At 66.7% G+C, this 20,333-nt stretch carries 25 protein-coding genes; 19 read left to right on the forward strand and 6 right to left on the reverse strand.

Features of this window, described 5'->3' with window-relative positions; genetic code table 11:
- Window positions 1-159: 159 nt before the first annotated feature.
- Window positions 160-1,803, reverse strand: coding sequence for a thiamine pyrophosphate-binding protein (locus VH567_RS17135; RefSeq protein ID WP_423327433.1), 1,644 nt, complete (start codon window positions 1,801-1,803; stop codon window positions 160-162).
- A gap of 91 nt (window positions 1,804-1,894) precedes the next feature.
- Here VH567_RS17135 and VH567_RS17140 point away from each other — a divergent pair, with 91 nt between their 5' ends.
- From VH567_RS17140 to VH567_RS17180, 9 genes are all read left to right on the forward strand, one after another.
- Window positions 1,895-2,794, forward strand: a complete 900-nt coding sequence (locus VH567_RS17140; RefSeq protein ID WP_423327434.1) for an SMP-30/gluconolactonase/LRE family protein — start codon at window positions 1,895-1,897, stop codon at window positions 2,792-2,794.
- Window positions 2,795-2,866: 72 nt separating this feature from the next.
- Window positions 2,867-3,577, forward strand: a complete 711-nt coding sequence (locus VH567_RS17145) for a CoA transferase subunit A (RefSeq protein ID WP_423327435.1) — start codon at window positions 2,867-2,869, stop codon at window positions 3,575-3,577.
- Window positions 3,578-3,741: 164 nt separating this feature from the next.
- Window positions 3,742-4,509 (forward strand): HAD family acid phosphatase, encoded by a 768-nt coding sequence (locus VH567_RS17150; RefSeq protein ID WP_423327436.1) that lies wholly within the window; start codon window positions 3,742-3,744, stop codon window positions 4,507-4,509.
- Complete coding sequence (locus tag VH567_RS17155; protein WP_423327437.1) at window positions 4,509-4,820, forward strand: DUF5076 domain-containing protein; 312 nt, start codon at window positions 4,509-4,511, stop codon at window positions 4,818-4,820. Before VH567_RS17150 ends, VH567_RS17155 begins: the two co-directional genes overlap by 1 nt.
- Window positions 4,820-5,455 (forward strand): 3-oxoacid CoA-transferase subunit B, encoded by a 636-nt coding sequence (locus tag VH567_RS17160; protein ID WP_423327438.1) that lies wholly within the window; start codon window positions 4,820-4,822, stop codon window positions 5,453-5,455. The genes VH567_RS17155 and VH567_RS17160 overlap by 1 nt, the downstream gene beginning before the upstream one ends.
- Window positions 5,455-6,336: an alpha/beta hydrolase gene (locus VH567_RS17165; RefSeq protein WP_423327439.1), complete on the forward strand. Its 882-nt coding sequence runs from the start codon at window positions 5,455-5,457 to the stop codon at window positions 6,334-6,336. The genes VH567_RS17160 and VH567_RS17165 overlap by 1 nt, the downstream gene beginning before the upstream one ends.
- 237 nt (window positions 6,337-6,573) lie before the next feature.
- The gene (gene leuC, locus VH567_RS17170; protein ID WP_423327440.1) at window positions 6,574-8,010 is read left to right on the forward strand and encodes a 3-isopropylmalate dehydratase large subunit; all 1,437 of its coding nucleotides are present in this window, start codon (window positions 6,574-6,576) and stop codon (window positions 8,008-8,010) included.
- A gap of 97 nt (window positions 8,011-8,107) precedes the next feature.
- Entirely contained in the window at window positions 8,108-8,737 is a 630-nt protein-coding gene (gene leuD, locus VH567_RS17175; RefSeq protein WP_423327441.1) for a 3-isopropylmalate dehydratase small subunit, read from the forward strand.
- Window positions 8,700-9,698 (forward strand): NADPH:quinone oxidoreductase family protein, encoded by a 999-nt coding sequence (locus tag VH567_RS17180; protein ID WP_423327442.1) that lies wholly within the window; start codon window positions 8,700-8,702, stop codon window positions 9,696-9,698. Before leuD ends, VH567_RS17180 begins: the two co-directional genes overlap by 38 nt.
- A gap of 22 nt (window positions 9,699-9,720) precedes the next feature.
- On the opposite strand, the gene VH567_RS17185 is transcribed toward VH567_RS17180, so the two are convergent.
- Window positions 9,721-9,873, reverse strand: coding sequence for a hypothetical protein (locus tag VH567_RS17185; protein ID WP_423327443.1), 153 nt, complete (start codon window positions 9,871-9,873; stop codon window positions 9,721-9,723).
- A gap of 162 nt (window positions 9,874-10,035) precedes the next feature.
- Here VH567_RS17185 and VH567_RS17190 point away from each other — a divergent pair, with 162 nt between their 5' ends.
- From VH567_RS17190 to nadA, 6 genes are all read left to right on the forward strand, one after another.
- The gene (locus tag VH567_RS17190) at window positions 10,036-10,359 is read left to right on the forward strand and encodes a DUF1476 domain-containing protein (RefSeq protein ID WP_423327444.1); all 324 of its coding nucleotides are present in this window, start codon (window positions 10,036-10,038) and stop codon (window positions 10,357-10,359) included.
- A 1-nt stretch (window position 10,360) separates the two neighbouring features.
- Window positions 10,361-10,591 (forward strand): BolA/IbaG family iron-sulfur metabolism protein, encoded by a 231-nt coding sequence (locus VH567_RS17195; protein WP_353441262.1) that lies wholly within the window; start codon window positions 10,361-10,363, stop codon window positions 10,589-10,591.
- A gap of 10 nt (window positions 10,592-10,601) precedes the next feature.
- On the forward strand, window positions 10,602-10,925 hold the full coding sequence (gene grxD, locus VH567_RS17200) for a Grx4 family monothiol glutaredoxin (RefSeq protein WP_187505124.1): 324 nt from the start codon (window positions 10,602-10,604) through the stop codon (window positions 10,923-10,925).
- Window positions 10,926-11,342: 417 nt separating this feature from the next.
- On the forward strand, window positions 11,343-12,197 hold the full coding sequence (locus VH567_RS17205; RefSeq protein WP_423327445.1) for an MBL fold metallo-hydrolase: 855 nt from the start codon (window positions 11,343-11,345) through the stop codon (window positions 12,195-12,197).
- Complete coding sequence (locus tag VH567_RS17210; protein ID WP_423327446.1) at window positions 12,182-12,901, forward strand: DUF4230 domain-containing protein; 720 nt, start codon at window positions 12,182-12,184, stop codon at window positions 12,899-12,901. Before VH567_RS17205 ends, VH567_RS17210 begins: the two co-directional genes overlap by 16 nt.
- Window positions 12,902-12,916: 15 nt before the next feature.
- Window positions 12,917-13,900, forward strand: coding sequence for a quinolinate synthase NadA (gene nadA / locus VH567_RS17215; protein WP_423327447.1), 984 nt, complete (start codon window positions 12,917-12,919; stop codon window positions 13,898-13,900).
- Window positions 13,901-13,994: 94 nt separating this feature from the next.
- Here nadA and VH567_RS17220 read toward each other — a convergent pair whose 3' ends face one another.
- Window positions 13,995-14,144, reverse strand: coding sequence for a hypothetical protein (locus VH567_RS17220; protein ID WP_423327448.1), 150 nt, complete (start codon window positions 14,142-14,144; stop codon window positions 13,995-13,997).
- A gap of 168 nt (window positions 14,145-14,312) precedes the next feature.
- Between VH567_RS17220 and nadC the strand changes: the two genes are divergently transcribed.
- The 3 genes from nadC to VH567_RS17235 all read left to right on the forward strand — a co-directional run bounded on the left by nadC (window position 14,313) and on the right by VH567_RS17235 (window position 16,392).
- Window positions 14,313-15,179, forward strand: a complete 867-nt coding sequence (gene nadC, locus VH567_RS17225; RefSeq protein ID WP_423327449.1) for a carboxylating nicotinate-nucleotide diphosphorylase — start codon at window positions 14,313-14,315, stop codon at window positions 15,177-15,179.
- Window positions 15,180-15,269: 90 nt separating this feature from the next.
- Window positions 15,270-15,689 (forward strand): hypothetical protein, encoded by a 420-nt coding sequence (locus tag VH567_RS17230; RefSeq protein ID WP_423327450.1) that lies wholly within the window; start codon window positions 15,270-15,272, stop codon window positions 15,687-15,689.
- Window positions 15,679-16,392, forward strand: a complete 714-nt coding sequence (locus VH567_RS17235) for a ribonuclease T2 family protein (protein WP_423327451.1) — start codon at window positions 15,679-15,681, stop codon at window positions 16,390-16,392. The genes VH567_RS17230 and VH567_RS17235 overlap by 11 nt, the downstream gene beginning before the upstream one ends.
- A gap of 50 nt (window positions 16,393-16,442) precedes the next feature.
- Here the strand turns inward: VH567_RS17235 and VH567_RS17240 are convergent, their stop codons facing one another.
- The gene (locus tag VH567_RS17240; RefSeq protein WP_423327452.1) at window positions 16,443-16,868 is read right to left on the reverse strand and encodes a DUF4112 domain-containing protein; all 426 of its coding nucleotides are present in this window, start codon (window positions 16,866-16,868) and stop codon (window positions 16,443-16,445) included.
- A gap of 5 nt (window positions 16,869-16,873) precedes the next feature.
- Window positions 16,874-18,370: an ABC transporter substrate-binding protein gene (locus VH567_RS17245; RefSeq protein ID WP_423327453.1), complete on the reverse strand. Its 1,497-nt coding sequence runs from the start codon at window positions 18,368-18,370 to the stop codon at window positions 16,874-16,876.
- Between the two features lie 174 nt (window positions 18,371-18,544).
- Between VH567_RS17245 and VH567_RS17250 the strand changes: the two genes are divergently transcribed.
- Window positions 18,545-18,952 carry an excalibur calcium-binding domain-containing protein gene (locus VH567_RS17250; RefSeq protein ID WP_423327454.1) on the forward strand — a complete coding sequence of 136 codons (408 nt, stop codon included), beginning with the start codon at window positions 18,545-18,547 and terminating at the stop codon, window positions 18,950-18,952.
- Window positions 18,953-18,973: 21 nt separating this feature from the next.
- Here VH567_RS17250 and ychF read toward each other — a convergent pair whose 3' ends face one another.
- A complete protein-coding gene (ychF, locus tag VH567_RS17255; protein WP_056047251.1) occupies window positions 18,974-20,071 on the reverse strand; it encodes a redox-regulated ATPase YchF in 1,098 nt (365 codons plus the stop codon).
- Between the last annotated feature and the right edge of the window lie 262 nt (window positions 20,072-20,333).

The raw sequence follows: 20,333 nt of genomic DNA on the forward strand, positions 1-20,333 counted from the left end.
TGATGAAGTCACTCGCTACCATTACCTCCACCCCGGCGAAGGCCGGGGCCCAATTGGCACGTCCGGAGTAACGAAGGACTGCCCTTCATCATCACCGTCCCCCAATTGGGCCCCGGCCTTCGCCGGGGTGGTGTTTCTCATTGGGTGGTCTCGAAAAGATCAGCCGCCACGCACCTTCGCCAGCGTAGTCCCGGCAGTAATCGCCTCGATATCCGTCACCAGGTGCAGCAACCGCACCCCGGACCGAGACATCGCCCGGTCCAGCGCCCCGGCAAAATCCTCGGTCCGAGAAACAGTCTCCGCCCAGCACCCATAAGCCCGCCCCAGCGCGGCAAAGTCCGGGTTCCGCAACCCGGTCCCCGAAACCCGCCCCGGATACTCCCGCTCCTGATGCATACGGATCGTGCCATAATTGCCGTTATCCACGACCACCACCAGCATGTCCGCGCCATGCGCTACCGCGGTCGCGAGTTCCTGCCCGTTCATCAAAAAACACCCGTCCCCGGCCAGCGCCACGACCGTCCGCTCCGGATGACGCAAAGAAGCGGCCACCGCCGCCGGCACGCCATACCCCATCGCCCCGGCGGTCGGCGCAAGCTGCGTCCCCGGCCCAGCATACGCCCAGTAGCGATGCCACCACCCCGAGTAATTCCCCGCCCCGTTGCAGATGACCGCATCCGCCGGCAGCCGCTCGCGCATCGCCGCGACGCACGGCCCGAGGTCCATCGCCAGATCGCGCGGCGCCGGCGTAGACCATTCCAGCCACTCCGCATGTGCCTCCGCCCCAGCACTCCGCGGCGGCAGGTCGACCACCAGCAACGCCTCCGCAAACTCCGCCATCCCCGCACACACGGCCACATCCGCGCGGTACGCCCGGTGCAACTCGTCCGGATCGGGATACACATGGATCAGCCGCTGCCCCGGATGATCGGGTGTAATCAGCGCATAGCCATCGGTCGTCGCCTCCCCCAGCCGCGGCCCGACGACCAGCAGCAGATCCGCCGCTTTGACCCGCTCGACCAGCTTCGGATTGGGCCCATACCCAAGGTTCCCCGCCCAAACCGGGCAGTCGTTCGGAATAGCATCCTGCCGCCGAAACGCCGCCGCCACCGGGATCCCGTTACGATCCGCCCATGTCGAGAACGCCCCCGACGCCGCGACATCCCAGCCCGCACCGCCGACGATCGCCACGGGCCGCTCGGCAGTCGTCAGCAGATCGGCGAGCAAATCCATCGTATCGGCATCACACCCTTGCGCCACCCGCTCGACCCGCGGCCGATCGACCGCGTCGACGATGTCCAGCAGCATGTCCTCGGGCAACGCCAGCACCACCGGCCCCGGCCGCCCCGACATCGCCGTCGCATAGGCGCGCGCGACATATTCCGGGATCCGCCGCGCATCGTCGATCCGTGCCGCCCACTTGGCGATCGGCGCGAACATCGCCTGGAAATCAATCTCCTGGAACGCCTCTCGATCGCGCGTGCCGCGGTCGATATCGCCCACGAACAGGATCATCGGCTGCGAATCCTGCATCGCGACGTGCACGCCGATCGACGCGTTGGTCGCGCCCGGCCCGCGGGTCACGAACGCCACCCCCGGCCGGTGCGTCAGCGTCCCGTCCGCGCACGCCATGAACCCGACGCCGCCCTCTTGCCGGCACACGACGAGGTCGATCGCGGGCGTGTCGTGCAGCGCGTCGAGCACCGCCAGGAAGCTCTCCCCCGGCACGGTGAAGATCCGGTCGCAGCCCTGTGCGACGAGTTGGTCGACCAGGATACGGCCGCCGGTGCGTGGTGTGATCATCGACGCATCCTGCCGTCCGTTGTGCGCGAAGTCGAGAAACGGTTACGCTGGCGTCGAAGCCGGGACCAACCCGACTCGCCCGGAGAGGATCATGACCGACTTCACCACCGTCGCCGACGGCCTGCGTTTTCCCGAAGGCCCGGTGGCGATGCCCGACGGCAGCATCATCCTCGTCGAGATAGAGGCGGGCCGCATCACTCGCATCGCCCCTGACGGCACCAAGTCGACGGTCGCCGAGCCCGGCGGCGGCCCCAACGGCCTGGCAATCGGCCCCGACGGCAAGCTCTATTGCTGCAACAATGGCGGCTTTGCATGGCGCGAAACCAACGGCTTCCTCACCCCGCACGGCCAGCCGGACGACTATTCGGCCGGCCGTATCGAGCGGATCGACATCGCCACCGGCGCGGTCGAGATCCTCTACAAGGACGGCGATTTCGGCTGTTCGCTGCGAGGTCCCAACGACATCGTCTTCGATTCGCATGGCGGCTTCTGGTTCACCGACCACGGCAAATCGCGCGACCGGGCCCGCGACATCACCGGCATCTTCTACGCCAAAGCCGATGGCAGCCATCTGGAAGAAGTCATCTTCCCGAGCGAAAACCCCAACGGCATCGGCCTCTCGCCCGACGGCAAGACGTTGTACGCAGCGGAAACCTACACCTGCCGCCTGATGGCGTTCGACGTCGTCACACCGGGCAAAGTCGCCAGCGCCGCGGGCACGCCGCTCTACCGCCCCGCCGGCTACAAGTTCTTCGATTCGCTCGGCGTCGAGGCGTGCGGCAACATCTGCGTCGCGACGATCGGCGAATGCGGGATCAGTGTCATCTCGCCCGGCGGAGAACTGGTCGAGTTCGTCGCCACCGACGACGTCTTCACCACCAACATCTGCTGGGGCGGCGCGGACGGCATGGACGCGTACATAACCTGCTCGGGCAGCGGCCGGCTGGTCAAGACACGGTGGAAGCGCCCTGGCCTGATGCTCGCATACTGAACTGTCGTGCGCAGCGACGTTGCCGAGCGATTGGCGGCGCCTTATGCGGTGACCAGGATTTGAGGAGGATGCATGGCGAACAAGCGCTACACCGATGCGGCGACGGCACTCGAAGGCGTGCTGTTCGACGGCATGACGATCTGTGCGGGCGGGTTCGGGCTGTGCGGCATTCCCGAACGGCTGATCGACGCGATCGAGGCGTCGGGCGTCAAGGACCTGACGATCGCCAGCAACAATGCCGGGATCGACGGGCAGGGCCTCGGCAAGCTGCTCCGCTCGCGCCAGGTGAAGAAGATGATCTCGTCCTATGTCGGCGAGAACAAGGAGTTCGAGCGGCAATATCTCAGCGGCGAACTCGAGGTCGAGTTCTGTCCACAGGGCACGCTCGCCGAACGCTGCCGGGCAGGGGGCGCAGGCATCCCCGGCTTCTACACCAAGACCGGCGTCGGCACGCTGGTCGCCGAGGGCAAGGAAGTGAAGACCTTCGACGGCGAGGAGTACATCCTCGAACGCGGCATCCGTGTCGATCTCGCGATCATCAAGGGCTGGAAGGCGGACGAGAGCGGCAACCTCATCTTCCGCAAGACCGCGCGCAACTTCAACCAGCCGATGGCAACGGCAGGGAAAATCTGCGTCGCCGAGGTCGAGGAGATCGTCCCCGTCGGCAGTCTCGATCCCGACACGATCCACCTGCCGGGCATCTACGTGAAGCGGATGATCGTCGGCTCGCCGTACGACAAGCAGATCGAATTCCGCACCGTCCGCGAGCGCGCGGCGGCATGAACGCTCTGCCGTTCTCCTGCGCACGCAGGAGCCCAGGGTCACGAGCGCTACGGACGGTATCCTGGGCCCCTGCGTTCGCAGGGGCACTGGTTTTGCAAGGCTGCGTCAGCGTATCGGCGCCGACCTCGATCGCGTCTTCGCCAAGCGTTACCGCGCCCATCACCGTGAACGGTGTCCCCGCCGGTATGCAGTATCTCTACGCCTCGGGCGAAGCCGCAGCGGTCAGCATCCAGGCCTGGAACGCGCTGGTCGGCTACGTCCGTGCACAACGCACCCCAACCTCCGTCGTGCTCGCACAAGGCGCCTCGCTCGCCGCGCCGACCTTCACCACCTGCGGCACCAAGCCAAAGGCCGCGGTGTTCGATGTCGATGAGACCGTCCTCCTCAACCTCGGCTTCGAATACGACGCGTCCTCCGGCCAACCCTGGTCCGATCCTCGCTGGCAGGAGTGGGAGCGCACTGGCGTCAAGCAGGTCGCCCCCGTCCCAGGCGCCCTCGCCGCGCTCACCGCCCTCCGCGCGATGGGCGTCACGGTCATCTTCAACACCAACCGCTCCGCCGCCAACGCCGCACAGACTGAGGCCACGATCGAAGCCGCTGGCATCGGCCCAGCCCGCCACGGCGAAACGCTGTTCCTCGCCGGCGACGATGCAACAGGCTCGAAGAAGGACGGCCGCCGCGCGACGATCGCCGCGAAATACTGCGTCGTAGCGATGGGCGGCGACCAGCTCGGCGACTTCAGCGACCTCTTCAACGCCGGCCAGACCCCCGCCGCGCGCCGCGTCGCCGTCCAGTCGCCCGCGATCACGGCGAAATGGGGCGCAGGGTGGTTCGTGCTGCCCAACCCCGTCTACGGCACCGCGCTGAAGGGCAACCGCGACGAGGTGTTCCCGCCAGCAGTCCGCTGGGCCCCGACTGGAGGCGTACGCTAATGGCCGATCATCCCAACGCGATCGCGCTCGACAAGGGCGCAAAACTCACCGGCGAATCGGTCGAGGTCGCGCGCATCTGGATCACCAGCGCCGCCGGTAGCAACGTCCTGATCGACGCGGGCATCCTCGAGGACCCGACCGTGTTCGGCTACCTCCTCGCCGACACGATCCGCCATGCCGCGCGCGCCTATGCGGGCACCTGGGGCCTCGACGAAGATGCCGCATTGCAGGCGATCGTCGACGGCGTCGGCACCGAGCTCCGCGAACAATTCACGACCATCACCACCATCCAGGAAGGAACGATCAACTGATGCCCTGGGACCGTAACCAGATGGCCGCGCGCGCCGCCAAGGAACTGAAGGACGGCTATTACGTCAATCTCGGCATCGGTATCCCGACGCTGGTCGCGAACAACATCCCCGAGGGCATGACCGTCACGCTCCAGTCGGAGAACGGCATGCTCGGGATCGGCCCGTTCCCTTACGCGGGCGAGGAAGACGCCGACCTGATCAACGCCGGCAAGCAGACGATCAGCGAACTCCCCTCGTCGGTGTATTTCAGCTCGTCGGACAGCTTCGCGATGATCCGCGGCGGCCATATCGATCTCACGGTGCTCGGTGCGATGGAGGTCAGCGAAGGCGGCGACATCGCCAACTGGATGATCCCCGGCAAGATGATCAAGGGCATGGGCGGCGCGATGGACCTCGTCGCAGGGGTCAAGCAGATCATCGTCGTGATGGACCACACCGCCAAGGACGGGACGCCGAAGTTCATCCCGTCCTGCACGCTGCCGCTGACCGGCAAGAACGTCGTCGACATGATCGTGACCGACCTGGCCGTGTTCCAGCGCCCCGATCACGACAGCCCGTTCAAGCTGGTCGAACTCGCGCCCGGTGTGACCGCGGACGAGGTCGCTGCGAAGACGACGGCGCACTACACCGCCTGATGAAACGCGCCGCCATCGTCATCGCGCTGATCGTGATCCTGATCGCGGGCACGGCGTTCACCGCAGGCCCCGGCACGCTCAGCGTGCTCGACGGCGTGATGGGCGGCGGTCGCGGCACTGCGCGGGTGAGGGAAGGCGTCCCGTTCGGCACGCACGGCCAGAAGCTCGACGTGTGGCGTCCCTCCGGTGGCGCGAAGACCGGCCTGCCGGTGCTGATCTTCTGGTACGGCGGCGGCTGGGTCCACGGCTCGCGCGGCGCCTACGCGTTCGCGGCGCGGGCCTATGCGAAGGCGGGCTACGTCGTCGTCATGCCCGATTACCGCAAGGTGCCCGACGTGCGTTTCCCCGCCTTCCTCCAGGATGGCGCCGAAGCGGTGAAATGGACGCGCGACCACATCGCGCAGTCGGGCGGCGACCCGAACCGGATCGCCGTCGCCGGCCATTCCGCAGGCGCCTACACCGTCGCGATGCTGACGCTCGACCAGCGCTGGCTGAAGGCGGAGGGCGTCGACCCTCGCATCATCAAGGCCGCGGTCGGCCTGTGCGGTCCGTACGACTTCTACCCCTTCACCGCCAAGCGCGCGATCGACGCGATGCAGGGCGCTGCCGACCCGGTGATGACCCAGCCGATCCACTTTGCACGGGCGGACGCGCCGCCGATGCTGCTGATCACCGCGGGCGACGACACGCAGGTAAAGCCCCACAACGCGATCAACCTCACCGCGCGGCTGAAGTCGCTCGGCGCGCCGGTAACGCACATCGACTATCCCGGCCTCAGCCACGAGAACGTCGCGATGGCGCTGTCGAAGCCGTTCCGCGGCAAGGCGCCGGTACTGGCCGACAGCGTCGCGTTCCTCCATGTTGCGATGCCTGCGCGGTAGCCAGTCCGGCCGACGCGACCCCCGTCAGTCTTTCTCCCCCGTCATGCCGGGCTTGTTCCGGCATCCACGGTGCCGCACTATCTACGGCGTCGAGCGTGCGGGACGGTGGACCCCGGAACAGGTCCGGGGTGACAGAGCGGATGGGGCAATGCCGCCAATACGCTTTTCAGGTCCCAACGACCGAAAATTACATCGAACCTCGACCTCGCACCCCTTTTCGGTTAACGCGCCAGCATCATGGCCACTCCACAAACCTTGTACGAAAAGATCTGGGCGGCGCATGTCGTCGAACGCCGCGACGACGGCACCTGCCTGATCTACATCGACCGCCACCTCGTCCACGAAGTCACCAGCCCACAGGCCTTCGAAGGTCTCCGCGTGGCAGGCCGCAAGGTCCGCCGCCCCGACCTGACGCTAGCCGTCCCCGATCATAACCTCCCGACCACAGCGCGCAAAGACGCCGCCGGCCGCGTCCTGCCGATCGCCGATCCCGAGAGCGCGCAACAGCTCGACGCGCTCCGCCGCAACACGTCCGAGTTCGGCATCGACTATATCGACGCGACCGCCGCCGAGCAGGGCATCGTCCACGTCGTCGGCCCCGAGCAGGGCTTCACGCTGCCCGGCACGACGCTGGTCTGCGGCGACAGCCACACGTCGGCGCACGGCGCACTCGGCGCGCTCGCGTTCGGGATCGGCACCAGCGAGGTCGAGCATGTCCTCGCCACGCAGACGCTGCTGTTGTCGCAGGCCAAGACGATGGAAGTCCGCGTCGACGGCGAACTCGGCTTCGGCGTCAGCCCGAAGGACGTCATCCTCGCGATCATCGGCAAGATCGGCGCGGCGGGCGGCACCGGCCACGTCATCGAATTCACCGGCAGCGTGATCCGCAACATGTCGATCGAAGGCCGCCTGACGATCGCCAACATGTCGATCGAGGCGGGTGCCCGCGCCGGCCTCATCGCGCCCGACGACACGACCTTCGCGTATCTCAAGGGCCGCCCGATGGCCCCCACCGGCGAGCATTGGGACCGCGCGGTCGCCTGGTGGCGCAGCCTCGCGACCGATCCAGGCGCGAAATACGACAAGTCCGTCGTGCTCGACGCCGCCGATATCGCCCCGGGTCTCACCTGGGGCACCAGCCCCGAGGACGTCGTGCCGATCACCGGCGTGGTCCCCGAACCATCGAGCTTCGCCGATCCCGCCAAGCAGGCAGCGGCACAGAAGTCGCTCGATTACATGGGCCTCACCGCCGGCACCGCGATGCGCGACGTGCCGATCCAGCACGTCTTCATCGGCAGCTGCACCAACAGCCGCATCGAGGACCTCCGCGCCGCCGCAGCGATCGCCGATGGCCGCCATGTCGCAACCGGTGTCCGCGCGCTCGTCGTCCCCGGCTCTGGCCTGGTGAAGCGCCAGGCGGAAGCCGAGGGGCTCGATCGGATCTTCATCACCGCCGGGTTCGAATGGCGCGAACCGGGCTGTTCGATGTGCCTCGCGATGAACCCGGACAAAGTCCCTGCGGGGGAGCGTTGCGCTTCCACGTCGAACCGTAATTTCGTTGGCCGACAGGGTCCCGGAGCGCGCACGCATCTGGTATCACCCGCGATGGCGGCGGCAGCGGCGGTAACCGGCAAGCTGAGCGACGTCAGAGAGTTGATGGGGGCAAGAACATGAAGAAGGTTTTCGTACTGCTGGCGGCTGGCGCAATGCTCAGCGGCGTCGCGGCCTATGTCGCATCGGCGCGTGTTGTCCCGGAGCACACGGAACAGCGATGACCCCCGTCACGACCGTCTCGGGCCGCGCCTATCCTTGGGGCGCGAAGAACATCGACACCGACGTCATCATCCCGGCGCATTGGCTGAAGACGATCACGCGCACCGGCCTCGGCCGCGGCGCGTTCGAGACTGTGCGTGCCGACCCTGCCAACATCTTCGACGATCCGCGCTATGCCGGATCGCCGATCCTCATTGCCGGCGATAATTTCGGCTGCGGTTCCAGCCGCGAGCACGCCGCTTGGGCACTCGCCGATATGGGCATCACCGCGGTGATCGCGCCGAGTTTCTCCGACATCTTCTCGGGCAACGCGTTCAAGAATGGCATCGTCCCGGTCGTGCTTCCCCAGGAAGCGATCGATCGTCTGCTGGAAGTCGCCAAGGACCAGATCGTCACCGTCGACCTCGAGACGATGACCGTCACCACCCCGTTCCAGGACCGCTTCACCTTCGAACTGGACGCATTCCGCCGTCAGTGCCTGATGGAAGGGCTGGACGAAGTCGGCCTGACGCTGGCAAGGGATACCCAGATTTCAAATTTCGAGGAGGCGGTCGCATCGAATCGCCCCTGGATGACGGTGGAGAGCGGGTATGCGAGCATTGGTGTCGAAGGCAGTCGGCGGACCTGAAACTCTGGAAATGGTCGAGCTGCCCGATCTGGTGGCTGGCCCCGGACAGGTGGTCGTCGCGGTCAAGGCCTGCGCGATCAACTTCCCCGACGTCCTGATCATCGAGGACAAATACCAGTTCAAGCCGCAGCGCCCGTTCGCACCGGGCGGCGAGATCGCCGGCACGATCGCGTCGATCGGCGAGGGTGTCACAGGCTGGGAGATCGGCGACCGCGTCATCGCGATGCTCGGCCACGGCGGGCTGTGCGAGCAGGTCATCGCCGACCCCGCCAAGCTCTACCGCCTCCCCGAAGGCCGCAGCTTCGCCGAGGGCGCCTCGCTGATCCTCACCTACGGCACGACGATCCACGCACTTCTCGACCGCGGCCACATCCAGGCGGGGCAGACGTTGCTCGTCCTAGGCGCGGCCGGCGGGGTAGGCCTCGCGGCGATCGAGCTCGGCAAGGCGTTCGGCGCGAAGGTCGTCGCCGCCGTCTCGTCCGAGGAAAAAGCCGCCGCCGCCAAATCCGCTGGCGCCGACGACACGCTGATCTACGCGCGTGCCCCGTTCGACAAGGACCAGTCGAAGGCCCTCGCCGAGCAGTTCAAGGCGGCAGTCGGTCGCGACGGCGCGCATGTGATCTACGATCCGGTCGGCGGCGATTACGCGGAACCCGCCCTGCGATCTATCGCATGGGAGGGCAAGTACCTCGTCGTCGGCTTCCCCGCCGGCATCCCAAAACTCCCGCTCAACCTCACGCTGCTAAAAAGCTGCGACGTCTGCGGCGTTTTCTGGGGCGCGTTCGCGGCACGCGATCCAAAGGCGAATCAGGCACATATCGAGACGCTGTTCGATCTGTGGGCGAAGGGAAAGATCGCGCCGCGCGTGACGGAAGTTTTCGCGTTCGAAGACGGTGGCAAGGCGATCGCCAAGATGGCGGCACGCGGCGCCATCGGCAAACTCGTGGTGGAGGTCGGCTGAGCCCAGCCGACCTACGGTCCGGTCAGACCAGCTGGTAGATCGCCAGGGCGATGATCGCCCAGATCAACATCGACACGAGCAGGCCATATGCCAGCCCCTGGACGAATTTCGGCTCCGAGCTTTGCTGTGCCGCCTGTGGCGGTGGGACGTTCGAGGATGCCGTTATGCTTGCCATGATCGCTCTCCTGTCCGTGCAATTTGTCACGTGACTGACTTATATATGATTACGATCTCGCCTTTGTTCCACCGTTTTTTGTAAGGATTCGCGGAATATTGCGCGCGGGCGGTCGGCGACCTATCTCAGGGACGAATACGAGACTGAACGGGGACCCGCGCAATGACCATTTTCGAGGATCGCGAACGCGCCAGCGAGGCGCATTTCGCGCGCGAGGAGGAGATGGCGTTCCGGATCACCGCACGCCGCAATCGCCTGCTCGGGGCGTGGGCCGCGCACGAGATGGCGCTGACGCCGGAAGAGACCGACGCCTATGCCACCGCGCTCGTCCATGCCGACATGGAAGGCGGCGGCGACGATGACGTCGTGCGCAAACTGGTCGGCGACCTGACCGCCGCTGGGCTCGATCACGACGAAGCCACCGTCCGCCGCGCGCTCGCGCAGCAGATGATCGAGGCACGTCGCCAGTTGCTGGAGTCGCACTGATATGCCGATGGCTGCCGACGACATCGCGACGATGATCCGCGACGCAATTCCCGATGCCCAGGTCGAGATTACCGATCTCGCGGGCGACGGCGATCATTATGCCGCCAAGGTGACCGCCGCGAGCTTTGCCGGCCTCAGCCGCGTGAAGCAGCATCAGGCCGTCTACGCCGCGCTCGGCGGGCGCATGGGCGGCGTCCTGCACGCCCTTCAGCTTACCACCGCAATTTCCTGAGGACCTACCAATGACCGACGATTCCAACGCCCGCATCGACGCTCTCGTGAAAGCGAGCCCCGTCGTCCTGTTCATGAAGGGCAGCCCGCTGTTCCCGCAGTGCGGCTTCTCGAGCCGCGCGATCGCGATTCTCAACCATCTCGAGGTCGAATTCGAGAGCGTCGACGTGCTCCAGGACCAGGGCATCCGCCAGGGCATCAAGGCCTATTCGGACTGGCCGACCATCCCGCAGCTCTATGTCGACGGCGAGTTCGTCGGCGGCTCTGACATCATGATGGAGATGTACGAGAGCGGTGAGCTGAAGCAGTTGTTCGAGACGCAGAAGGCGAACTGAGGGTCGAGCCTCATAGCGTCCCGTTTTTTCCACCGTCACCCCAGCTGTCTCCACCGTCACCCCAGCGAAAGCTGGGGTCTCATCGTGTGGCGGACGACATCTGCATCGAGGGATACCCCAGCTTCCGCTGGGGAGACGGCTCGAAAAGCCGCGCGACTCGATTTGAAAATGACACCGGGGAGGGTGGATCGACGCGAGACCGGAAGGAAGCGGTCGATCCACCCTGCATGAACGTGGGTACGTTCGGTGACATCCCACACATTGCATCCTGCGTGCCAAGTTCCGATCGCCGCGGATTTGTGGGCGCCTCGATAGTTAACGCCGATTTCAGGCGTTGCCGACTTGTAAAGAACGGCGACAATCGGCCGAATTGCCGAGGGTCTTGCCATCGCCCCATGAAGCCGCCATCTCGCGTCCATGGCTGAGCATCCGACCGGTATCCCGATCCAGCTCGAGCCGCTCGTCGTTCGCGTGCTCGCGCCCAATCCGTCGCCGTATACGTATACCGGCACGCAGACGCACATCGTTGGTACCACCGATCTGGCCGTGATCGATCCCGGTCCCGACGATCCCGCGCATCTCGACGCGCTAGTCCGCGCGATCGACGGCCGCCCGGTGACCGCGATCGTCGTCACGCACCATCACCGCGATCACAGCCCCGCCACGCGCCCGCTCAAGGCGCTCACCGGCGCCCCGATAGTTGGCGCCGCCCCCTTTGATCTCGACGACGCGGGCGCGCGCGCGGACGCGTCGTTCGACGCCGACTACGTCCCCGATCGGGTCCTTGCCGAAGGTGACGCGATCCGCGGTGACGGCTGGACCCTGGAGGCGATCGCGACGCCCGGCCACACCTCGAACCATCTCGCCTTCGCGCTGACCGATACGAACGCGCTGTTCTCCGGCGATCATGTCATGGGCTGGTCGACGACGATCGTCTCGCCGCCCGATGGCGACATGACGGCGTACATGGCGAGCCTCGAAAAACTCATGCGTCGCGACGACCGCATCTATTATCCCGGCCACGGCGAGGCGGTGAAAAAGCCGCAACGCCTCGTCCGCGGCATGCTCGGCCATCGCAAGCAGCGCGAGGGGCAGATCCTCCGGCTGCTCCGCGAGGCCGCGCGGACGATCCCCGCGCTGGTCGATCGCATGTATGTGGGGCTCGACGCGCGCCTCGTGCCCGCCGCCGCGCGATCGGTGCTGGCGCATCTCTACGACCTGCAAACCCGCGGACTGGTGATCGAGGAAAGCGAGACATGGCGGACGACCTGACCCCCGCACCCAAATCGGGCCTGGGCCCCTTCCTCGCAAAGGCGGTCGGCGTGGTCGTCATCTTGATCCTTGCCGGTCTGCTCGCGCTGTGGGGCGTGCAGCGCTATGTCAGCGACCGGTTGACGCCCGATCCGACGACGATCGCCAGCGCCAGCCTCCAGGGCCTGCGTGAGCAGAACCGGCTCTCCGCGTTCGCCGCGCGCTATGTCGCGGTCGTCACGTCGAGGCAGTCGCAATTGGGCTTCACCACCGAGAAGACGCTGATCATGCCCGGCATGGTGCGCTACGACGTCGACATGGCCAAGCTCACGCAAGCCGACGTCGCGTGGGATGGCACCACCAAGACCTTGTCGGTGCGCCTGCCTGCGGTCGAGGCTGATGGCCCGCAGGTCGATCTGACCGCGGTTCGCGAATATGGCTCGGGTGGCGTGTTGACCACCTTCACCGACGCCGAGAAGCGCCTCGACGCCGCCAACCGTCGCGCCGGCCAGATCGAGCTGATCCGCCAGGCACGCGAGCCGGCGATGATCAAGCTCGCGCGCGACGCAACCCGGCGTGCCGTGGAGCGCAGTTTCGCGATGCCGCTGCGTGCCGCCGGGATCGATGCGACCGTCGCGGTTCGCTTCGCCGACGAGCCGACCGCGAGCACCGAACGCTGGGACACCTCGCGCTCGCTGCAGGACGTGCTAGGGAACGCGAGCTAAACTCGGGATACGACCATGGAATTGAACCAGAACTTCGCCGGCATCGACATCCGCGCCGAGATCGAGCGCCTCCGCAAGGAGAAGAACGCCGTCATCCTCGCGCATTATTACCAGAAGCCCGAGCTTCAGGATCTCGCCGATTTCGTCGGCGACAGCCTCGATCTGTCGCGCAAGGCGGCGGCCACCGACGCCGACGTCATCGCGTTCTGCGGCGTGCGCTTCATGGCCGAAACCGCCAAGATCCTCTCGCCCGACAAGATCGTCGTGCTGCCCGACATGGACGCCGGGTGCAGCCTGGAAGACAGTTGTCCGCCCGAGCAGTTCGCCGCGTTCCGTGCGAAGCATCCCGATCACATCGCGCTGACCTACATCAACTGCTCGACCGAGGTGAAGGCGCTCTCCGACATCATCGTCACCTCGTCGTCGGCGGACACGATCCTCGCGCAGATCCCGCTCGACCAGAAGATCATCTTCGGCCCCGACCGCAATCTCGGCGGCTATCTCGCGCGGAAGACTGGTCGCGACATGCTGCTGTGGCCGGGCGTCTGTATCGTCCACGAGGCGTTCAGCGAGACCGAACTGATGAAGCTCAAGGCGCAGCATCTGGGCGCGCCTGTGGTGGCGCATCCCGAATGCCCGCCGATCATCCTCGACCACGCGGATTATGTCGGCTCGACGCGCGGCATCCTTGATTACGCGCTGGCGATGCCGGGCGACACGCTGATCGTCGCGACCGAGCCGCACATCATCCACCAGATGGAAAAGGCGCTGCCGAACAAGCGCTTCATCGGTGCGCCGGGCGCGGACGGCAACTGCAACTGCAACATCTGCCCGTACATGGCGCTCAACACGCTCGAAAAGCTGTACGTCGCGCTACGCGATCTGGCGCCGCGGATCGAGATCGAGGAGGGGCTTCGGCTCCAGGCGAAAAAGAGCCTCGACCGGATGCTGGAAATGGCCTCGAACACCGTCGGCAAGGGCGATCTGGGCGCGCGGTAAACCCAACGGTCCTCCCTCGCGAGGGGGAGGATTAGGATATTGGTGCTGGTAAGTCAGGAAATGTCGGACGGGTACGTGCCCCGTCCCCGCAATCTCACGCTGCGGGCGTATCTTCGCCAAGATGCGCCAGTGCCTGGTCGATATGGATCGCAGCGATCGGCAGCTGGAGCGCATCGGCGAGCGCAAGCGCTTCGTCGAGCAAGGCGTTCAGGCGTGCGGTATCGGCGATCGTCTTGACAGGCATCGATTTTCCCTTGGGTCTCGAACACGCAACCGACCTCGATGCATTTGGTTCCCGCGCCTCTAAATTATTTTTCGTTCGCTCGGCGGCATTGTGAATTCGCTGTCCCCATGCGACGTTTTTTGGCACCGGCACTGCCATGACGGGTTGGCATAGTCCGGGAGACTTCAGGTGAACGCAGCAAGGCCCGGATCGCCCGGCATACCGGCATCCTTCGATATCGAGGCGTTCGTCGCGGCGACACTCGCCGAGGATCTCGGCACGATCGGCGATATCACCTCCGCTGCGGTGATCCCCGCCGACGCGCGGTTCACCGGCGTGATGGACAGTCGCGATCCGATCGTCGTCGCCGGGCTCGACTTGGCCGAGGCGTTCTTTCGCGCGCTCGATCCCGCTGTGACGATCGAGCGTCTCGTCCAGGACGGCGATACGGTTGCCGCGGGCACCGAACTGCTGCGGCTCGAAGGGGCAGGGCGGGCACTGCTCACCGCCGAACGATCCGCGCTCAACACGGTGCAGCATCTGTCGGGGATCGCGACGATGACGCGGGCGTATGTCGATGCGATCGCCGGCACCGGCGCGATCCTGCTCGACACGCGCAAGACCATCCCCGGCCTGCGCGTGCTGGAGAAATACGCGACCCGGATGGGCGGCGCGCAGAACCACCGCATGGGGCTTTGGGATGCGGCGATGATCAAGGACAATCACGTCGCGGTCGCCGGCGGCGTCGGCGAGGCGGTGCGGCGTGCGAAGGATGCGGGGATCGCGCACATCATCGTCGAGGTCGACCGGATCGACCAGATCGCTCCCGCGCTGACCGCAGGCGCGACGCATCTCCTGCTCGACAACATGCCGCCGGCAATGCTGCGCGAGGCGGTCGCGCTGGTCGGCGGCCGCGTGCCGACCGAGGCGTCGGGCGGCGTCAACCTCGACACCATCCGCGCGATCGCCGAGACCGGGGTCACCTATGTCTCGGTCGGCCGCTTGACGCAGTCCGCGCCGGCGGCGGATATAGGCCTGGACTTCGCGACGGTTTGACGGCGTACCGATCGCTTGGGTTCGAGGGCGGCCTGTGGGCAGGGGACGATGAGCATGATCAGGCCGACATCCATCATACGATATGAGAGATTGTACCTCGCGTCGTTCGCGCTCGGGCTGATCGTGTCGGCGATGAGCTGGACGCAGCGGACCGCGATCCTCGGTGCGAACCCGTTGTTGGCGAACGCGGTCTGGCTGCTGCCGACGGTCCAGGCGTTCGGCATCGCGATCAACCTGCTCCTCTGGTATTTCACGGCGCGCGCGCCCAGCCTACCCGCGAAATGGGTGGTCGTCGTCTTTGCGGCGTTCGGCGCGTTGAGCGTCCTGCTGTCGCTCGGTACGCTCGCGCTCGGCCGTGCGGCGAGTACGGCGACCCTGCTTCTGTCGGTCGGCGCCAGCGTCCTGTATATCGTCGGCGCGCTCCAACTGTTCAAACCCGATGCGAAACTCTGGTTCGGCGAACTGCCGGACGACGACGACAGCGACGAGGATATGCCGCATGCTTTCTAGACTGACCCTCGCCGTAACGGCGCTCGCGTTGCCCGCAGTCGGGCATGCGCAGGCGTATCAATGCTCGACCCCCGCGACGGTCGAGCGCGTCCGCCCCGACCTGCCGTCTGAGAGCCAGCCGAAGCGCGATATCCCGATCGGCAGCTATACGCTCGCGATCAGCTGGACGCCGCAATATTGCCGCGACAACGGGGCGCGGACCGGGTCCCAGTTCCAGTGCGGTGCCGGCAATCGGTTCGGCTTCACGCTGCACGGGCTGTGGCCCGACGGCGTCGGCAAGGACTGGCCGCAATATTGTCGCGCGGCGGATTTCGTACCGCCCCCGGTGATCCGCGCGCATCTCTGCACGACACCGTCGGCGCAGCTGCTCCAGCATGAATGGGCGAAGCACGGCACCTGCATGCCCGGCTACCGCCCGGCCAAGTATTTCAACCAGTCGGCGGGGCTGTACGGCAAGGTGCGTTATCCCGACATGGATGCGTTATCGCGCACGCCGCTGACGGCCGCGCGCTTTGCCGCGGCGATGGCGAGCGTGAATCCGGGGCTGAAACCGGACATGATGCGCGTCACGGCGACGAAGCAGGGCTGGCTCGACGAGGTCTGGATCTGCCTCGACCGCCGCTTCCGCTATCGCCGCTGCCCGGTCCACCAGGGCGGCCTCGCGCCGACCGCCCCGCTCCAGATCTGGCGCGGAAGCCGGTAGGGCACCTCCTGATCCTCCCCCTGGCGGGGGAGGATCAGGAGAAGGCCGTCTTACCCTTCCAGCGTCGTCGTCGACGGATGATGCTTGTCGAGGTGCTTCTTGATGATCCGCAGGTTGCGGGTGTTCGAGCGGAAGAAGAAATCGGGGACCGCGCCGACGAACGGGATCATCCCGAGCGCCCAGTCGACCCCGACATTGCCGAACATGCGCGTCATCTGCAGCTTCGACATGCCGATGTTGCGCGCTTCCCACACCATCCACGTGCCGACCGCCGCGGCGATCGTGCTGCCCGCAAACGGAATGATGTCGAGCACCACGTCCATGCCGACCTTGCGGTTGGTGCCGGGGATCGTGAACAGCCCCTCCATCACCCGCTCCATCGCCTCCACGCGGCGCCGCACCGACAGTGCATCGCGGCCGATCGGCAGGGACTCGAAACTCAGCCCGGAGGCGAGGCGGGTAGGGCGTGTGGTCATGAGCATCAGTTGGTGTCGGCGCGCAGCCGGTTCAACGGGTGCCACGCCCGCGTGTTGGGCTGCCATTGCTGCAGCCGCGGCGAGACCAGCGACCAGCGCAGCGGCCGGGCCAGCGGTATGAACGCCGAATCCTCGCGCATCGCCGTATCCGCCGCGGCGATCCGCTGGCCGCGCTCGGCCAGCGTCGGTGCCTCGCGCGCGGCCTCCAGCGCGGCGTGCGCAGCCTCGCCGCACACCATGCACGCGGCGGCCAGGTACCAGCGCGCGCTGTCGTACGGCGCCACCGCATCGACCAGCTTCAGGTCGGCGGCGGCATCGTTCATCGCGACGCGCATCGGCGTGATCCCGATCGCGACCAGCGAGGCTGCGACCTGCGCATAGACCAGCGTCGCGCCCGGACCGGCGGGCAACGCGATCCGCATGTCGATCGGTCCACCCGTCCAGGCCGCGACCCGTCGGCGGGCGGCGATCCGACGCTCGTCCTGTGTCAGCAACGTCCAGGCCGGCACCTGCGGCAGCGACGCGGAATCGAGGATGTCCGGCAGGATACGATCCGCCGGCTCCCAGGCGGGGGCGATCGCGGCGGTCAGCGCGGTCCGGTCGATCGCGCCCGCCACCGCCGCGCGGTTTTCCGCTTCGGCCAGGAAGCCCTCACGGCGAACGATCGCCAGCCCGAACAGCCCGGCGGCGGGGTCGATGCGGATATTGGCGGGCGCGATATTGGTCGTCGCCAGCAGCGGCCAGTCGGCGAAGCTGCCCCCCGCGACCAGATCCGAGTCTCTATTGGCAAAGCGAGCGATCGCCCGCGCGGCGCGTTCGCCGATCAGCCGGACGTCCTCCTGCGGTCTGGCCTCGCGCTGGTCGTCGGGATCGGCCTGCCCGGGATCGAACGCGGGCCGCAGCAACGGCGCACGGCCGCGGTGCACGACGCGGAACGGACCCGTGCCGCCCGATGGGCGCAGTCGCAACAGCGCCAGCTCGGGTTGCGCGAACAGCTTCAGCAGGTCCGGGCGCGGGCGTGACAACCGCACCTCGATCACCTGCGGCGTCATCACCACGATCTCGTCGATCGCGGTCAGGTACGGCGCGAGCGGGTTGCGCGATCCCGGCCCGATCTGTCGATCCAGCATCGTCACCACCTGGTCCGCGGTGACCGGCGTGCCATCCCCCCAATCGCCCTCGCGCAGGCGGAAGATATAGCTCATGCCGCCGTCGATCACGATCCAGCGTTCGGCCAGCCCGGGCTCGATCTGCCCCGCCGCATCGAACCGCACGAGCCCCTGCGCGGTCGAGTCCATCATCAGCCGGGTCGGCATGTCGAGCGCGACGCGGCTCGCATCGGCAACGCGCGGTGCGGCGCCAATCGCGCTGACGATCACCGCACCGGTATCGGGCCGCCGATCGCAGCCCGCCAGCATGCCGCAACTCGCCAGCATCGCCAGCGTCATGCCGCGGGTTCGCAGCGAGATTACCCGCGTGATCCGTCGTATGCGGCGCTTCATGGTCTCACCCGTCAACCAACGCCTCCGTCCGGTACCGGCCATCCTGGCATCGGCAGGCCTGGATGCCGCACCGGACCGGGTATCGCGTCTATACCCATGCCCGGCCGACGGGGCCAACCCCCGACACCGATCGCCGCTAAGCTTTCGTCAACACGCGCGGCGCTATGATGACGCATGGAACGATCGTTTATCGCGGGGACGGCCCTCGCCTCGGCGCTGGTGTTCGCGGGCGTGTGGGTCATGGCGGCACCGGCTCCCGCGTCCGTCGAAGCGTCGAGCGAGGCGGTAACGGCCGATCCGGTCGAGATAGCGGCGCCTGTCATCGACCACGAACCGACCAGCTCCGGATTGCCCGAATCCCCGCCGGCGCGCGATACGGCCCCCTATAACGTCGTCCGGTCGGCCTATGGCTCTGCGCCGCCCGCCAGTCGTTCGGCCACCGGCTCGGAAAGCTCGGTCTTCTACAGCGGCTGCCGCCAGGTACGCGCAGCGGGCGCCGCACCGCTGTATCGCGGCCAGCCGGGATATCGTCCCGGCATGGACGGCGACAATGACGGGATCGCCTGCGAACCCTATCGCTGAGCGCCGCCCATCGCGCGCCGATCAGCTGTGGAGGAAGTGCATCACGTCGCCGTCGTGCACGACGTACGCCTTGCCTTCCGCGCGCAGCTTGCCCGCCTCGCGCGCCTTCGATTCCCCACCCAGCGCGATGAAGTCGTCGAACGCGATCGTCTCGGCGCGGATGAAGCCCTTTTCGAAATCGCCGTGGATCTCGCCCGCCGCCTGCGGTGCGGTCGCCCCCTCGTGGACGGTCCAGGCACGCGCTTCCTTCGGGCCGACCGTGAAGAACGTAAGCAAGTGCAACAGCTTGTACCCGGCGGTAATGACGCGCGCGAGGCCGGTCTCCTCCAGCCCCAGCTCGCCGAGAAACTCGCCGCGATCCTCGGCCGGCATCGTCGCGATTTCCGCCTCGATCGCCGCCGACACCACGACCGCCTCGGCGCCCTCGGCCTTCGCCTTCTCGAACACCCGCGCCGACAGCGCATTGCCGTTCGCCGCATCGCCCTCGTCGACGTTGCACACGTACAGCACGGGTTTCGCGGTCAGCAACTGCGCCTGCGCAAACACGCGCGCCTCGTCCTCGTCCTTCGGCACGGTCAGTCGCGCGGGCTTGCCCTCGCGGAGCAGTTCGAGCGCCTGGCCGAGCACGGCGGCGCCGATCTTGGCTTCCTTGTCGCCCTGCATGCCCTTCTTGGCGAGGTTCGGGACGCGCTTCTCGAGGCTTTCGAGATCGCTCAGCATCAGCTCGGTGTCGACCGTCTCGGCATCCGCGATCGGATCGACCTTGTTGTCGACATGCGTCACGTCGCCGTCCTCGAAGCAGCGCAGCACGTGGACGATCGCGTCGACCTCGCGGATGTTGCCGAGGAACTGGTTGCCGAGCCCTTCGCCCTTCGACGCGCCGCGCACGAGGCCGGCGATGTCGACGAAGCCAAGCTGCGTCTCGATGATCTTCTGCGATCCGGCGATCTTCGCCAGCGCGTCGAGCCGCTTGTCGGGCACGCCGACGTTACCGACGTTCGGCTCGATCGTGCAGAACGGATAATTCGCCGCCTGCGCCGCGGCCGTCTCGGTCAGCGCGTTGAAGAGAGTGGACTTGCCGACGTTCGGCAGCCCCACGATGCCGCAGCGAAAACCCATGATATGCCTTTAGTTTGAGATTGGGGTGTAAGAATGTGGCCGCGCTTTAGGGCAGGGCGGTGCGGAAGGCCAGCGAGGACGCCTGCGCGCATCATTGGGCGCCAGTCCAATTATCTTCACCACCCCGGCGAAGGCCGGGGCCCAATTGGGAAGGCCTAGCTGATGAAGGTCTGCGCGTGGTCAAATCCACCTTTCCAATTGGGCCCCGGCCTCCGCCGGGGTGGTGTGCACGCTCGATGCTGGGCCTGATCGACCCACTCGA

The organism is Sphingomonas sp. 4RDLI-65 (assembly GCF_049472435.1).
Lineage (GTDB): Bacteria > Pseudomonadota > Alphaproteobacteria > Sphingomonadales > Sphingomonadaceae > Sphingomonas.

Excerpts from the sequence above, each read along its gene's own strand:
- VH567_RS17135 (WP_423327433.1), bottom strand. The coding sequence starts at position 1,803 with ATGATCACACCACGCACCGGCGGCCGTATCCTGGTCGACCAACTCGTC.
- VH567_RS17140 (WP_423327434.1), top strand. The coding sequence starts at position 1,895 with ATGACCGACTTCACCACCGTCGCCGACGGCCTGCGTTTTCCCGAAGGC.
- VH567_RS17145 (WP_423327435.1), top strand. The coding sequence starts at position 2,867 with ATGGCGAACAAGCGCTACACCGATGCGGCGACGGCACTCGAAGGCGTG.
- VH567_RS17155 (WP_423327437.1), top strand. The coding sequence starts at position 4,509 with ATGGCCGATCATCCCAACGCGATCGCGCTCGACAAGGGCGCAAAACTC.
- VH567_RS17160 (WP_423327438.1), top strand. The coding sequence starts at position 4,820 with ATGCCCTGGGACCGTAACCAGATGGCCGCGCGCGCCGCCAAGGAACTG.
- VH567_RS17165 (WP_423327439.1), top strand. The coding sequence starts at position 5,455 with ATGAAACGCGCCGCCATCGTCATCGCGCTGATCGTGATCCTGATCGCG.
- leuC (WP_423327440.1), top strand. The coding sequence starts at position 6,574 with ATGGCCACTCCACAAACCTTGTACGAAAAGATCTGGGCGGCGCATGTC.
- leuD (WP_423327441.1), top strand. The coding sequence starts at position 8,108 with ATGACCCCCGTCACGACCGTCTCGGGCCGCGCCTATCCTTGGGGCGCG.
- VH567_RS17180 (WP_423327442.1), top strand. The coding sequence starts at position 8,700 with ATGCGAGCATTGGTGTCGAAGGCAGTCGGCGGACCTGAAACTCTGGAA.
- VH567_RS17185 (WP_423327443.1), bottom strand. The coding sequence starts at position 9,873 with ATGGCAAGCATAACGGCATCCTCGAACGTCCCACCGCCACAGGCGGCA.
- VH567_RS17190 (WP_423327444.1), top strand. The coding sequence starts at position 10,036 with ATGACCATTTTCGAGGATCGCGAACGCGCCAGCGAGGCGCATTTCGCG.
- VH567_RS17195 (WP_353441262.1), top strand. The coding sequence starts at position 10,361 with ATGCCGATGGCTGCCGACGACATCGCGACGATGATCCGCGACGCAATT.
- grxD (WP_187505124.1), top strand. The coding sequence starts at position 10,602 with ATGACCGACGATTCCAACGCCCGCATCGACGCTCTCGTGAAAGCGAGC.
- VH567_RS17205 (WP_423327445.1), top strand. The coding sequence starts at position 11,343 with ATGGCTGAGCATCCGACCGGTATCCCGATCCAGCTCGAGCCGCTCGTC.
- VH567_RS17210 (WP_423327446.1), top strand. The coding sequence starts at position 12,182 with ATGGCGGACGACCTGACCCCCGCACCCAAATCGGGCCTGGGCCCCTTC.
- nadA (WP_423327447.1), top strand. The coding sequence starts at position 12,917 with ATGGAATTGAACCAGAACTTCGCCGGCATCGACATCCGCGCCGAGATC.
- VH567_RS17220 (WP_423327448.1), bottom strand. The coding sequence starts at position 14,144 with ATGCCTGTCAAGACGATCGCCGATACCGCACGCCTGAACGCCTTGCTC.
- VH567_RS17235 (WP_423327451.1), top strand. The coding sequence starts at position 15,679 with ATGCTTTCTAGACTGACCCTCGCCGTAACGGCGCTCGCGTTGCCCGCA.
- VH567_RS17240 (WP_423327452.1), bottom strand. The coding sequence starts at position 16,868 with ATGACCACACGCCCTACCCGCCTCGCCTCCGGGCTGAGTTTCGAGTCC.
- VH567_RS17245 (WP_423327453.1), bottom strand. The coding sequence starts at position 18,370 with ATGAAGCGCCGCATACGACGGATCACGCGGGTAATCTCGCTGCGAACC.
- VH567_RS17250 (WP_423327454.1), top strand. The coding sequence starts at position 18,545 with ATGGAACGATCGTTTATCGCGGGGACGGCCCTCGCCTCGGCGCTGGTG.
- ychF (WP_056047251.1), bottom strand. The coding sequence starts at position 20,071 with ATGGGTTTTCGCTGCGGCATCGTGGGGCTGCCGAACGTCGGCAAGTCC.